Below are 12765 nucleotides of genomic sequence, written 5' to 3' on the forward strand. Positions count from 1 at the left end.
TTAGACAGCCTCCCGCCCAGGTTGATGCTCCTATAAACTCCGGGGCATGAACCTCGACACCCGCATCAAATTCCGTCACCTGCTGTGCTTTCTCGAAATTGCCCGTCAGGGCAGTTTCGCCAAGGCCGCCGATGCCATGGCGATCAGTCAGCCGGCCATCTCCAAGACCCTCAAGGAGCTTGAAGAGCTGCTGCAGACGCGCCTGTTCGAACGCAGCAAGCAGGGTGTCGAACTGACCCCGGCCGGGGTGCGTTTCATGCGCTATGCCGGGCCCAGCGTACAGGCCTTGCGTGAAGGCGTAAGTACCCTGCGCGGTGAAGAACATGCGCCGCCGCAGGTGCGTATCGGTGTGCTGTCCACGGTCGAAAGCCTGCTGATGCCGGAGGTGCTGTGCCGCCTGCATCAACGTCATGAGGCCCTGGTGGTCAGCGTGGCTACCGGGCCGAGTGCGCATCTGCTGGCGCAACTGCATGTCGGCGAGCTGGATCTGGTGATCGGGCGCATGACCGAAAGCCCGCAGATCCAGGGCCTGTTGTTCGAGCATCTGTACAGCGAATCGATGTCGCTGGTGGTGCGTCCCGGGCATCCACTGCTCGCCCGCCAGCCTATCGAGCGCAGCCAACTCGGTCGCTATCCGCTGGTGCTGCCGTTGGCCGGTACGACCATCCGCAAGCATGCCGACAGCCTGTTCGTGCAGTGCGCCATCGAGCAACCGCTGCAGCGCCTGGAGACCCTTTCGCCAGCCTTGAGCCGCCGCTACGTGCAAAGCAGCGACGCGGTCTGGGTGGCACCGCGCGATGCGGTGCGGATCGACCTGGGGCGCGGCGAATTGTGCGAGCTGGACCTGGGTGTGCAGGAGCCGGGCGGCTCGGTCGGCATCTGTAGCAATGCCGCCTTGCCGATGAGCCTGCCAGCGCGCTGGCTGTGCGAGGTGCTGCGAGAAGTGGCGGGGCAGTACCGCGACGGCAGCTATCCCTGAAATCCCGGCAATCTTACAAACAGCTACAAAAGCACTGTGGCGAAGTTGCTCAAGTACGTTGTCCCGTCAATACTGGCCACTGGCTGCAGCTTTGTATGAAGAAGCTTTTACTTGGCTGAACTTATCCGGCTTTTCTTGCTCTCATGCCGGTAGCCATTGGTCGTGGCCGCCTGATAAGCTCGCGGCTTTACTCGATTGCCCTATTGGCGCATGAACAAGGAAATAGCATGAAACAGCATCGGTTGGCGGCTGCGGTTGCCCTGGTTGGTCTGGTCCTGGCGGGTTGCGATTCGCAGACCAGCGTCGAGCTCAAGACTCCGGCACAGAAAGCCTCCTACGGTATTGGCCTGAACATGGGCAAGAGCCTGGCTCAGGAAGGCATGGACGACCTTGATTCAAAAGCAGTTGCTCAAGGCATCGAAGATGCTGTCGGCAAGAAAGAACAGAAAATCAAGGACGAAGAACTGGTCGAAGCCTTTGCTGCCCTGCAAAAGCGCGCTGAAGAGCGTCTGGCCAAGATGAGCGAAGAGTCGGCTGCCGCCGGCAAGAAGTTCCTTGAAGAAAACGGCAAGAAAGCCGGTATCGTCACCACTGCTTCCGGTCTGCAGTACGAAGTGGTCAAGAAGGCCGACGGCGCTCAGCCAAAGCCGACTGACGTGGTTACCGTTCACTACGAAGGCAAGCTGATCGATGGCAAGGTCTTCGACAGCTCGGTTGAGCGTGGCAGCCCGATCGACCTGCCGGTCAGCGGCGTGATCCCGGGTTGGGTCGAAGGCCTGCAACTGATGCACGTTGGCGAGAAGTACAAGCTGTACATCCCGTCCGACCTGGCTTACGGTGCCCAGAGCCCGAGCCCGATGATCCCGGCCAACTCGGTCCTGGTTTTCGAACTGGAACTGCTGGGTATCAAGGATCAGGCCAAGCCTGAAGCCGACGCCGCCGAGTAATCCACTCGCGGTACAGCCAACGCCCCGTCTCGACGGGGCGTTGTCGTTTCTGCAATCACCCCGAACCTCATCGGCCAGGGGTGGTCTGAAAAGCTGGACCTGACGCAGAAAAGGTGCAGGATGGGCAAAACGTTTGCGCGATTGAAACAGGTGTGTAAAAAACGCCCGATTTAAGCCCGGCCCTTGCCGGGCGGGCACCCTGAGCGCTAAAAGTGGCTCTGTTCACAAGGTTATCCACAATAAATGTGGATAACCTTTCCCTCGGTCATGCCCTGGAGGCTGTATGAAAGCACCGTGGACCTTCGCCCGTTTTCTGCCGTTGGCCGAGCGCTTGCTCAGCCGCGGTCGTTTACCGGCGCTGATTTTTGCCGTGGCGCGTAAAGGGCCACGGCTGAGCAAGCTGCGTGAAGATGTAGGGCTGATGCAGGCCCTTTGCCTGGCCTGGTGGCGTGGTGAATACCGGACCATCAGCCCCAAGGCGCTGGTGACCGTGGTGGCCGGCCTGCTGTATTTCGTCAGCCCTGTGGATGCCATCCCGGACTGGTTGCTGGGTGTCGGCATGCTCGATGACATCGCCGTGCTGGCCTGGGTGCTCAAAGCGGTGTCTGATGAACTCGCCGCTTTCAGCGCCTGGCGCCATCGCCAGGCACCGGAAAAACTGCGGGTGGTCGAACGCCTGCCGGATACGCCCGAAGCCTTGCGTCTGGAGCAGCCAAAAGGCTAATTACATCAGGACCCTGCACACCCTTGCTGGCTGGTAATATAATTGGCATAAGGATTATGCCTACCGATTACATATCGTAATCCTACAAGGGGGTTGTAATGGGTATTCAGGTCATCAGCCGGGACGGTCAACCCGAGTATGCGGTTGTACCCTGGGAGCAGTACCAGGCACTACTGAAGGCCGCCGGTCAGCTTGAATCGGCAGCCGTCGAGAACACACAGGTCACCCCTCAACAAAGCGCCAGCTTGCCGAGTTTCAGCGAGTTGGCGCGTTTGCGTGAGGGCAAGGGACTGGCAGCGGAACAACTGGCGCGCAGCGTCGGCATCAGTCCGGTGTACCTGGCCCTGATCGAGAGTGGCGAGCGCCAGCCGGATGCCGCGATTCGCCGCAGCCTGGCCTGGGAGCTGGGGGTGGCCGGATGGAGCGAGCCGTCGTGAGCAGCGTACGGATCAGCCGCCAGCACTGGGACGGTCTGCTTGGCGAGCTTGACCTGGCCCGTCGCCAACGCCACCTGTTGACCTACCGCGCCTTGCTCGAGCGCCTGCAGCTGCCAAGCCCGGCCATGCAGACCCTGACCGCTGCCCTGGAACATCTGGCGGCGCTGGATGCCCGTGCTGAACAGCCGCTGCGCAGTTCATTGGTCATCAGCCAGGGTGCCAGCCGATTGCCGCGTACCGGCTTCTTCGAGTGTGTGGAGCGCCTGGGACGTTTTTCCGGGCCATCGGACGGTATGGCCGCCGCGTCCTGGCATGCCTCGGAAGTGGTGCGGGTGTTCGAGTACAGCTACCCGGAAAAAGAAGAAGCCTGAACCGCCGGCGCCGTATCGATCAGGTACAGGCTGTACCCGCTCAGGTCTTTGGCCTGATGCTTGGCCTGTGACGCCAGCTCTGCCAGTTGCCCGGCATCGAGGTCGGCGCAGGCTTGCGGGCGCAGATGCACCACGCCGATCGAGAGCGACAGCAGGGCGTACTCCTGGCGTTGCCCCTGACGGTTGGCGGCAATGAAGCACCCGGCCTGCACATGCTCAGGCCGATAGAAGCGCCGGCACTGGCGCTGAAAGTCTTCCAGCAGCAACTGCAACCTGCGCTCCCAGTCAGCCGAACCCAGCACCAGCATGAAATCGTCGCCGCCGATGTGGCCGACGAAGTCATGATTGGGGTCGACCCGCTCGTTCAAACACTGAGCCAGGCACAGCAGCACCTCATCGCCGCGGGCATAGCCGTAGATGTCGTTGAACGGCTTGAAACTGTCGATATCCACATAACAGATCGCCGCCTCACGCTGCTGTTGCAGCAGGCGCGTGAGGCACTGCTGGATCGGCACGTTGCCGGGCAGCAAGGTCAGGGGATTGGCGTAACGGGCCTGCTGGATCTTCTGTTCGGTAATCAGCTTGAGCACATCGATCACCCGCCCCAGGCCCAGGTAGCGGCCGTTGTGGATAATGATGAAATCTTCTTCGATGCGCTGGCGGGCACGGCTGGTGAGCAGGCGGCTGACCTGTTGCAATGACTGCGTCAGCTCTACCGCGAGAAAGTCGTCACTCATCAGCCGGCTGATCGGCTTGCGGGCGAACAGGTCGGTGGCAAACGGCTTGAGCAGGGCATCGGAGAGTGAGTGACGGTGAACGATACCGCAGGGTTGGCGGCGTTCGTTGAGCACCGCCAGGGAGTTGAGGTTGGCCTGGCGGCGGAACAACTCCAGCACCTGCGCCGTCGGTGTGTCCTGGCTCACCGCAGGTTGTTCGTTGAGCAGGGCGGCGAGGTTGCCGCCGTCTTCGCTGAGCACCTGGATATCCCGGTTGGGGCTGCCCAGCATCTGCTGGACGTCCCGTGACGGTTGTTCCTGAGGACGGCCGAGCAGATAACCCTGGACCAGGTCGACGCCCATTTCGGTCAGCACCTTGAGTTCTTCGGCAAGCTCGATGCCCTCGGCGATCACTTGGGCCCGTGAGGCCCGGGCGATTTGCAAAATGGAGCCGACAAATTCACGTTTGACCGCGTCGAGGTGAATACCGTCGATGAAATGCCGGTCGATCTTGACGTAATCAGGGCGCAGTTCCGACCACAAGCGCAGGCTCGAATACCCGGCACCGAGGTCATCCAGGGCAATCGAAAAGCCCATGTCGCGGTAATGGTGCAGGGCATTGAACAACAGCTGGAAATCGTCGGTCGGGGTCTGCTCGGTCAGTTCGATAACCACCCGGCTGGGCGGTACGCCGAGGTCATGGAGCATCTTCAGGGTGCGCCCGGACTGATACTGCGGCTCGAGCAACGACTCGGGCGAGACGTTGAGAAACAACTTGCCTTCAAGGTTCTGCTGGCTGAAGCGTCGGCAGGCGCTTTCGCGGCAGGCCACTTCCAGTTCGGTCAGGCGCCCGGCCTGACGGGCCACGGCGAACAGGTTGATCGGCGAGTGCAGCGGGCTGTTGGAGGGCCCGCGGCTCAACGCTTCGTAACCGAGGATGCGCCGCTCAGACAGGCAGACTATGGGCTGGAACAGGCTGTGCAAGGCGTTTTGAGCAAGAATGGTGCTCAACGCGCTGAGCTGTTCGGTCACGGTCATGGCGGCACTACCTTGAAAAAAAGGGACTGAGGCCAGCGGCGCTCAGTCCCTTATTTCACGACAGAATCGTGACTGTTTAATGACGCAATGGAGGCACAGTCACATTATTTTGCCATCACCTTTTTACGGGTTGTTCTTTGCCACTGCCGAATTCAGGCCCAGGTAGTCGAGCAGGATCCGCCCGGACTCCGACAGGTAGGCGTCGTCTTCCGGTTTGGTATCGTCCGGCTCGGCCGGCAGGGCGTCTTCGTCTTCCTTCTTCAGTTCCTTGAGCGGTTCTTCGCCCTTGGCCTTGCGTCGGGTGTTTTCCAGGGCCAGCTGCTTGCTTTCGATATCGGCATGCTGGGCACGACGTTCGACTTCGTTGAGGCTGACGGTTTTCTCGTTCATCAGCTTCTGGGTCAGCGCCAGGCGGTCGCGAATGTAGACGAACTCCGGATCCTTGGCGGTGCGGGCGTCGTGGCGGGCCTTGAGCTGAGCCAGGTACGGTTTGAACGGATCAACCGCAGGCCTGATCGCCGGGCGGATGGTGTCCCACGGCATGGCTTCGGGCAGGGCGCTTTCGCCAATTTCCTTGGTGTCGATGATCGACGGGTAGTCGATATCCGGCAGCACGCCCTGATGCTGGGTGCTCTGCCCGGAAACCCGGTAGAACTTGGCCAGGGTCAGCTTCAGTTCGCCATGGTTGAGCGGCTGGATGGTCTGTACGGTGCCTTTGCCGAAGGTCTGGCCGCCAAGGATCAGCGCGCGGTGGTAGTCCTGCATGGCGCCGGCGAAAATCTCCGAAGCCGAGGCCGACAGGCGGTTGACCACCAGGGCCAGCGGGCCTTTGTAGAAGGCGCCGGGGTTTTCGTCTTCGAGCACGTCGACACGACCATCGGCGTTACGCACCAGTACGGTCGGGCCCTTGTCGATGAACAGGCTGGTCAGCTCGGTGGCTTCCTGCAGGGAACCGCCGCCGTTGTTGCGCAGGTCAATGACCACGCCGTCGACTTTTTCCTTCTGCAGTTCGGTGAGCAGCTTCTTCACGTCACGGGTGGTGCTCTTGTACTCCGGATCGCCGGCACGGAAGGCCTTGAAGTCCAGGTAGAAGGCCGGGATCTCGATGATGCCGAGCTTGTAGTCGCGACCATCCTGCTTGAGCTTGAGCACCGATTTTTTCGCCGCCTGCTCTTCAAGCTTCACCGCCTCGCGGGTGATCGGCACGATCTTGCTGGTCTGGTCGTTCGGTGCGTTGCTCGCCGGGATCACTTCCAGGCGCACCACCGAACCTTTCGGCCCGCGGATCAGCTTGACCACTTCGTCCAGGCGCCAGCCGATCACGTCGACCATTTCCTTGTCGCCCTGGGCGACGCCGATGATCTTGTCGGCCGGGGCCACTTGCTTGGTCTTGGCGGCAGGGCCGGCCGGGACCAGGCGGACGATCTTGACCTGATCGTTGTCGCTTTGCAGCACGGCACCGATACCTTCGAGCGACAGGCTCATGTTGATATCGAAGTTTTCCGCGTTGTCCGGCGACAGGTAGTTGGTATGCGGGTCGTAAGACTGGGCAAAGGTGTTGATATAGGTCTGGAAGATGTCTTCGGCGCGGGTCTGGTCCAGACGCGTGAGCTGGTTCTTGTAGCGTTTGGTCAGCAGCTCCTGGATCGCCTTGGGCTCTTTGCCGGCGATTTTCAGGCGCAGGACTTCATCTTTGACACGTTTGCGCCAGAGGTCGTCGAGTTCGGCCTGGGTCTTGATCCAGGGCGCGTCCTTACGGTCGACCAGCAGGGTCTCTTTGGTGGTGAAGTCGAAGTTGTCGACACCCTTGTTCAGCTCGGCCAGGGCGAAGTCCAGACGCGATTTGACCCGGTCCAGATAGCGCTTGTAGATGGTGAAGCCGGGATCGAGATTGCCGCTTTTGAGGAAATCGTCGAACTGGGTCTTCCACTTGTCGAACTCGGCGACGTCACTGGCCAGGAAATAGCTGCGGGCCGGATCGAGCAGCTTGATGTAGCTGTCGTAGATGATCACCGAGCGCGCATCGTTGAGCGGCGGCTTGCTGTAGTGGTGGCGCTTGAGCAGCTCGACCACGTTGAGGCTGGCGACCACTTCATCGCGATCGGGCTGGAGTTTATCCCAGCTGTTGGCGGCCCATGCATTGCCCGCCAACGGCAGACTGCCCAGACCGATCAACAGTGCAAGGGTGGTGCTTGGCAAAAAATGCTTCATGCTGATTCGACGTAGGGACAATTGATCACGCATATTAGGCCGTCTTTGAATTCGCCGGTTCCATAAAAACCGGACGCATAATGCAAAAAGCCCGGGGCTACAGCACCCGGGCTCAGTCATGACACAACTATGGAGGCACTGTGAAGGCATTGCAAGGCGTTGACGGACATGTGGAGTGGGTTGCGACGACAAGTCCAGCTTGCGATATCGGTCAAGTACGAATTCGCGTGGCTGCTGCCGGCCTCAATCGTGCCGATCTGCTGCAGCGAGCCGGGCTCTATCCGCCGCCGCCGGGAGCCAGCGAGTTTCTGGGGCTGGAGTGCTCCGGGGTGATCAGCGAAGTGGGCGCTGGCTCCTCCTGGCAGGTCGGAGACCGGGTGTGTGCGCTGCTTTCCGGTGGCGGTATGGCCGAAGAGGTCGTGGTCGATGCCCGTCATGTCCTGCCGGTGCCGGAAGGCCTGAGCCTGCAGGAGGCTGCGGCAATTCCCGAGGTGTACGCGACGGCCTGGCTTAACGTGTTCCAGCTGGCCGGGCTGAAGCCGGGCGAGAAGGTTTTGCTGCATGCCGGCGCCAGTGGCGTGGGCTCGGCGGCGATCCAGCTGTGCAAAGCCTTTGGCAGCCCGTGCTGGGTCAGTGTTGGCTCCAGTGAACGGCTGGCCTACTGCGAAAACCTCGGCGCCACCGGTGGCGTAGTGCGCGACGAAGACCTCAACGGCCTGAATGATTTCGGCCCGTTCGATGTGATCCTCGATCCGGTCGGCGCCAACTATGCCGAGCTCAACCTCAAGCTGCTGGCCCGTGACGGACGCTGGGTGATCATCGGCCTGATGGGCGGGCGCAAGGCCGAGCTGGACCTGGCTCAGCTGTTGCTCAAGCGTGTTCAGGTGCTGGGTTCGACCCTGCGTACCCGCGATGATCAGTTCAAGGCTGATCTGCTCAGCGATCTGGGGCAGCAGGTGTGGCCGTTGTTCACTGAGGGCAGGCTCAAGCCGCAGCTGGCCAAGGCCTTTGCGATCAAGGATGCCGAGGCAGCGTTTGCCGAGCTTGCCAGTAACCAGGTGTCGGGCAAGCTGGTGCTGGTGATCGACGACAGTCTGGTGTAAGCGGCTGATCGCGGGGCAAGCCCGCTCCCACAGGGTCATCATCACCTGTGGGAGCGGGCTTGCCCCGCGATGCTTTTTATTCAAGACCAGCTATGAATCGGCCAGCCATTTTTCTCAGCCTGCTCACGCAACACCGCGTCCGGATTGACCACATGCGGGTAATCCACCTTCAGCAACAGCGGCAGGTCATTACGTGAGTCGGAATAGAAACTCGCGCCTTCCAGATTCTCTTCTTCCTGATCCAGCCATTCCAGCAAGCGGGTGATCTTGCCCTCGCGGTAGGTCAGGGTGCCGACGGTCTTGCCGGTGTATACACCGTTCACCACCTCCAGCTCGATGCCGAGAATCTCATCAATGCCCAGGCGTTCGGCAATCGGCGCGACCAGATGGGTGCCGGAGGCGGAGATCACCAGGATCCGGTCACCCGCCTTGCGATGGGCGGCGATGGTACGGGTTGCCTCGCTGAAGATGATCGGCTCGATGAAATCTTCCACCCACGGCCCCACCAGATGATCGACTTCAGCCGGTGTACGCCCGATCAACGGCTCCAGACTGAAGGCCATGTAATCCTCCATGGCCAGGTGCCCGCGGCCGTAGGCGTCCATCAGTTCCTTGTCGCGACGCAGGAAGGATTCGCCATCGACCCAGCCAAGGCGGGCCATCTGCTCGCTCCACAACGAGGCGCAGTCGCCATGGATCAGGGTTTCATCCAGATCGAAAATCGCTAGTGCCATGTTCAGAAATACTCCTGTGCAACCCTCAGGCGACTTCGCAGAGGGCGGTGGGATCGATCGACAAGGATACCCGCTGGCCGTCCGGGTGCAGGTCGGCGGACGAGCGGTTGAGTACATCGACCAACAATTCTACTCCGCGGGCTTCGACGCGGTAGCGGATCACGTTGCCCAGCAGGCTGTGGCTGCGTACCTGGCCTTCCAGTTCACCGCTAAGGCTCAGGGCGATGGCTTCCGGGCGGATCGCCAGGCGGCTGTTCACCGGGCGCTGCAGCAGGCGGCTGGCACTGTCGGCGTCGAGCAGGTTGTAGTTGCCGATAAAACCTGCGGCAAATACGTCCACCGGCGCGGTATAGAGGGTTTCGGCATCGCCGCTCTGGACGATGCGGCCCTGGTTCATCAGGAAAATCCGGTCTGACATCGTCAGCGCCTCTTCCTGGTCATGGGTGACGAAGATGGTGGTCAGCCCCAGTTCCCGCTGGATCTGGCGGATCTGTTCGCGCAGGTGCTTGCGAATCCGCGCATCCAGCGCCGACAGCGGTTCATCGAGCAGCAGCAGGCGCGGGCGGGTGACCAGTGAACGGGCCAGGGCCACACGCTGGCACTGGCCGCCGGACAGCTGATGCGGATAACGGCTGGCGAAGTCCTGCAGCTCTACCAGTTGCAATACTTCGCGCACGCGGCTGCGGCTGTCGTCGGCATTGACCTTTTGCATGCGCAGGCCAAAGGCGACGTTCTGCTCCACGGTCATGTTGGGAAACAAGGCGTAGCTTTGGAACACCATGCCGATCCCGCGTTTTTGCGGGCTCAGGGGCACCAGGTCGTTGCCGTCGAGAAGGATCTTGCCGCTGTCGACCGCCGTCAGCCCGGCAATGCAGCGCAGCAGGGTGGATTTGCCGCAGCCGGAGGGGCCAAGCAGGGTGACGAACTCGCCGCGCTGGATCTGGCAGTTGATGTCGGTGAACACCGGGCTTGCGCCATAGCTTTTTTGCAGATTCTGTACGCTGACAAAACTCATATCAGGACTTGTCCTTGTTCAGGCGGTTGGCTGCCCAGGTCAGCACCAGCACGAAGAGGAAATAGGAAATCACCAGCGCACTGTTGAAGTGACCACTGCTGTTGCGCATGTTGTTCAGGTACACCTGCAGGGTCTCGTAGCGGGTGCCGACCAGCAGGTTGGCGAAGACGAACTCGCCAAACAGGAACGAGAACGACAGCAGCAAGGCCACCAGCAGGCCCTTGCGCAGGTTCGGCAGTACCACCAGGAATGCCGCCTGGAAGGTGCTGGCGCCGAGCAGTTGGGCGGCGTCCATCAGGTCGCGCAGGTTGATCGCTTGCAGGTTGTTGGTGATCGCCCGGTACATGAACGGCAAGGCCACGGTGAAATAGCAGCCGATCAGGATCCACGGCGTGCCGACCATGGCCATCGGCCCGGAACCGTACAGCTGCAGCAGGCCCACCGAAGACACCACCGGCGGCACGGCGAAGGGCAGCAGAATGAGGATGTTCATTAGCGCATCGAGCCGCGGGAAGTGGTAGTGGACCACGAACAGCAACGGCAGGATCAGCAGCACCGACAGCAGCAGCGCACCGACGCAGACCAGCAGCGACTGGCCGAAGGCAGCCAGAAAGCGCGGATCGCTCCACAGCGCCAGGTACCACTTGAAGGTCAGGCCGCTGGGTAACAGGCTCGCCGACCAGCTGGTGGCCAGGGAGTAGAGGAGGGTGCCCGCCAGCGGCAGCAACAGGATGATGAACAGCAAGTAGACCATCAGGCGATGGTAGAGGCGGCTCGTGCCCGGTTCAGCGCGCGACATGGTAGCTCCTCTTCAACAGCCATTGATGGACCACGGTCACCAGGGTCATCAGCCCGACCAGGATTATTGCCAGGGCGCTGGCCAGGTTCGGGTCCAGGGAAATATCGCCGGCCACCAGTGCGGCGATACGAATCGGCAGGACGTTGAAGTTGCCGGTGGTCAGGGCATAGACCGTGGCGTAGGCGCCGAGGGCATTGGCCAGCAGAATCACGAAGGTGCCCAACAGTGCCGGTGTCATCACCGGCAGGCCGATATGCAGCCAGTACTGCCAGGCGTTGGCGCCGAGCAGTTCAGCCGATTCGCGCCAGTCTTCACGCAGGGCATCGAAGGCCGGGTAGAGCAGCAGTACGCCCAGCGGAATCTGGAAGTAGGTGTAAAGGATGATCAGGCCGGTTTTCGAATAGAGGTTGAAGTCCTCGATGATCCCGGCCTGTTTCAGCAGCATGGTCAGCGCGCCGTTGAAACCGAGGAGGATGATGAAGGCAAAGGCTAGCGGTACGCCGGCGAAGTTGCTGGTCATGTTGGCGAAGGCGTTGACGAAATCGCGCAGGCGCGAGTCGACCTTGCGTAGCGAGTAGCTGCCAAGAATGGCGATGAGGATGCCGAACACACTTGACCAGAAGCTGATCTCCAGGCTGTGCTGGATCGCCTGGCGGTAGAACCGCGATTCGAACACTTTGCTGAAGTTGGCCAGGCCCCAGCCGCTTTCGGCCTGCAGGCTGTGGATCGCCACCCAGGCCAGCGGGGCGATCTGGAAAATGATGAAAAACAGCGCAAAAGGCAGCAGAAACAGTGACGCCAGCCACTTGCTGCGTTTGATCGAATTCACTTGAGCAGCTCCCGGCATACCGGCTTGTCGTGGGGCACACCCAGCAGTTCGCAGATTGTTCCGCACAGTTCGGTTTGCAGCGGTTTGGCGGCAGGGTCGAGGCTGAAGGCATCGCCAAACACGAACAGCGGCACCTCGCGTTCCTCGGCCAGCAGGCCGTTGTGCGAGCGGTCGTTGTTCATGCCGTGGTCGGCGGTGACCAGTACCTGGTAACCCTCTTGCAGCCAGGTTTGCAGGTAGTCGGCCAGGAGTATGTCGGCGCTGCGCGCGCTGTTGCGGTACTGGCTGCTGTCCAGGCCATGGCGGTGGCCGGCGTCGTCGATGTTCATCGGATGCACCAGAAGGAAGTTCGGCGCATGACGGCGGCGCAGGTATTCGGCATCGGCGAACAGGTGCGAGTCCGGGTAATGGTCGGCGTAGTAGAACAGGCCATGCTGGATCGGTAGCTTGGGTGCATGGGTGTGACGGTCGCGCAACGGGTCGAACGGTGAGCGGTTGTACAGCTCGCTGACCCAGTGATAGGCCGCCGCCGCAGTACCCAGACCGGCTTCGCGGGCGTAGTGGAAGATGCTGCGCTGGTTGGACAGGCGGGTGACGTTGTTGTGCACGATGCCGCTGTCGATGGGCGCTACGCCGGTGAGGATGCACTCGTACAGGGGACGTGACAGCGCTGGCAGCTCGCATTCCAGACGATACAGGGCGGCGCGGTCGGCCTCGACGTAGGCGTGCAGGTGACCCATGGCGTGGTGCGCGACCTGATGGTTGAGACCATCGAGCAGGACCAGGATGACGTTGTTGTTCATGGTTTCTCCGCAGTAGGTGGTGGCCGTATCGCGGGGCAAGCCCGCTCCCACCGGTGGGA

General features: G+C 61.4%; 13 protein-coding genes. 6 read left to right on the forward strand and 7 right to left on the reverse strand.

All coding sequences use genetic code 11. From position 1 onward, the window contains the following. Window positions 1-46: 46 nt before the first annotated feature. The 5 genes from pcaQ to ACVI9W_RS18875 all read left to right on the forward strand — a co-directional run bounded on the left by pcaQ (window position 47) and on the right by ACVI9W_RS18875 (window position 3458). Complete coding sequence (gene pcaQ / locus ACVI9W_RS18855; RefSeq protein ID WP_038608199.1) at window positions 47-979, forward strand: pca operon transcription factor PcaQ; 933 nt, start codon at window positions 47-49, stop codon at window positions 977-979. A 227-nt stretch (window positions 980-1206) separates the two neighbouring features. Then, window positions 1207-1926: an FKBP-type peptidyl-prolyl cis-trans isomerase gene (locus ACVI9W_RS18860; RefSeq protein ID WP_038608201.1), complete on the forward strand. Its 720-nt coding sequence runs from the start codon at window positions 1207-1209 to the stop codon at window positions 1924-1926. Window positions 1927-2209: 283 nt separating this feature from the next. After that, window positions 2210-2650: a YkvA family protein gene (locus tag ACVI9W_RS18865; RefSeq protein ID WP_157191576.1), complete on the forward strand. Its 441-nt coding sequence runs from the start codon at window positions 2210-2212 to the stop codon at window positions 2648-2650. A gap of 98 nt (window positions 2651-2748) precedes the next feature. Next, the gene (locus ACVI9W_RS18870) at window positions 2749-3087 is read left to right on the forward strand and encodes a helix-turn-helix domain-containing protein (RefSeq protein ID WP_461530804.1); all 339 of its coding nucleotides are present in this window, start codon (window positions 2749-2751) and stop codon (window positions 3085-3087) included. Then, the gene (locus ACVI9W_RS18875; protein ID WP_412041227.1) at window positions 3084-3458 is read left to right on the forward strand and encodes a hypothetical protein; all 375 of its coding nucleotides are present in this window, start codon (window positions 3084-3086) and stop codon (window positions 3456-3458) included. Before ACVI9W_RS18870 ends, ACVI9W_RS18875 begins: the two co-directional genes overlap by 4 nt. On the opposite strand, the gene ACVI9W_RS18880 is transcribed toward ACVI9W_RS18875, so the two are convergent. After that, complete coding sequence (locus tag ACVI9W_RS18880; protein ID WP_461530805.1) at window positions 3434-5212, reverse strand: bifunctional diguanylate cyclase/phosphodiesterase; 1779 nt, start codon at window positions 5210-5212, stop codon at window positions 3434-3436. The two genes, ACVI9W_RS18875 and ACVI9W_RS18880, sit on opposite strands and share 25 nt — an antisense overlap. Before the next feature lie 123 nt (window positions 5213-5335). Beyond that, a complete protein-coding gene (locus ACVI9W_RS18885; protein ID WP_461530806.1) occupies window positions 5336-7423 on the reverse strand; it encodes a carboxy terminal-processing peptidase in 2088 nt (695 codons plus the stop codon). A gap of 140 nt (window positions 7424-7563) precedes the next feature. On the opposite strand from ACVI9W_RS18885, the gene ACVI9W_RS18890 reads away from it, so the two are divergent. Further along, window positions 7564-8526, forward strand: coding sequence for an NAD(P)H-quinone oxidoreductase (locus ACVI9W_RS18890; protein WP_461530807.1), 963 nt, complete (start codon window positions 7564-7566; stop codon window positions 8524-8526). Between the two features lie 80 nt (window positions 8527-8606). On the opposite strand, the gene ACVI9W_RS18895 is transcribed toward ACVI9W_RS18890, so the two are convergent. From ACVI9W_RS18895 to ACVI9W_RS18915, 5 genes are read right to left on the reverse strand one after another with little or no spacing between them, the layout of a single operon-like run. Continuing rightward, window positions 8607-9260 (reverse strand): HAD family hydrolase, encoded by a 654-nt coding sequence (locus ACVI9W_RS18895; protein ID WP_461530808.1) that lies wholly within the window; start codon window positions 9258-9260, stop codon window positions 8607-8609. A 25-nt stretch (window positions 9261-9285) separates the two neighbouring features. After that, window positions 9286-10275: an ABC transporter ATP-binding protein gene (locus ACVI9W_RS18900; protein ID WP_038608217.1), complete on the reverse strand. Its 990-nt coding sequence runs from the start codon at window positions 10273-10275 to the stop codon at window positions 9286-9288. Window position 10276: 1 nt separating this feature from the next. After that, window positions 10277-11074, reverse strand: coding sequence for an ABC transporter permease (locus ACVI9W_RS18905; protein ID WP_038608219.1), 798 nt, complete (start codon window positions 11072-11074; stop codon window positions 10277-10279). Continuing rightward, window positions 11061-11894: an ABC transporter permease gene (locus tag ACVI9W_RS18910; RefSeq protein ID WP_461531847.1), complete on the reverse strand. Its 834-nt coding sequence runs from the start codon at window positions 11892-11894 to the stop codon at window positions 11061-11063. The genes ACVI9W_RS18905 and ACVI9W_RS18910 overlap by 14 nt, the downstream gene beginning before the upstream one ends. 5 nt (window positions 11895-11899) lie before the next feature. Beyond that, the gene (locus tag ACVI9W_RS18915) at window positions 11900-12706 is read right to left on the reverse strand and encodes an alkaline phosphatase family protein (RefSeq protein WP_038608221.1); all 807 of its coding nucleotides are present in this window, start codon (window positions 12704-12706) and stop codon (window positions 11900-11902) included. Window positions 12707-12765: the final 59 nt, after the last annotated feature.

The sequence above is a fragment of the Pseudomonas sp. 210_17 TE3656 genome (assembly GCF_054821965.1).

Coding starts and splice junctions, on each gene's coding strand:
- ACVI9W_RS18860 (WP_038608201.1), top strand. CDS start 1,207: ATGAAACAGCATCGGTTGGCGGCTGCGGTTGCCCTGGTTGGTCTGGTC.
- ACVI9W_RS18905 (WP_038608219.1), bottom strand. CDS start 11,074: ATGTCGCGCGCTGAACCGGGCACGAGCCGCCTCTACCATCGCCTGATG.
- ACVI9W_RS18870 (WP_461530804.1), top strand. CDS start 2,749: ATGGGTATTCAGGTCATCAGCCGGGACGGTCAACCCGAGTATGCGGTT.
- ACVI9W_RS18915 (WP_038608221.1), bottom strand. CDS start 12,706: ATGAACAACAACGTCATCCTGGTCCTGCTCGATGGTCTCAACCATCAG.
- ACVI9W_RS18885 (WP_461530806.1), bottom strand. CDS start 7,423: ATGAAGCATTTTTTGCCAAGCACCACCCTTGCACTGTTGATCGGTCTG.
- ACVI9W_RS18865 (WP_157191576.1), top strand. CDS start 2,210: ATGAAAGCACCGTGGACCTTCGCCCGTTTTCTGCCGTTGGCCGAGCGC.
- ACVI9W_RS18880 (WP_461530805.1), bottom strand. CDS start 5,212: ATGACCGTGACCGAACAGCTCAGCGCGTTGAGCACCATTCTTGCTCAA.
- ACVI9W_RS18900 (WP_038608217.1), bottom strand. CDS start 10,275: ATGAGTTTTGTCAGCGTACAGAATCTGCAAAAAAGCTATGGCGCAAGC.
- pcaQ (WP_038608199.1), top strand. CDS start 47: ATGAACCTCGACACCCGCATCAAATTCCGTCACCTGCTGTGCTTTCTC.
- ACVI9W_RS18895 (WP_461530808.1), bottom strand. CDS start 9,260: ATGGCACTAGCGATTTTCGATCTGGATGAAACCCTGATCCATGGCGAC.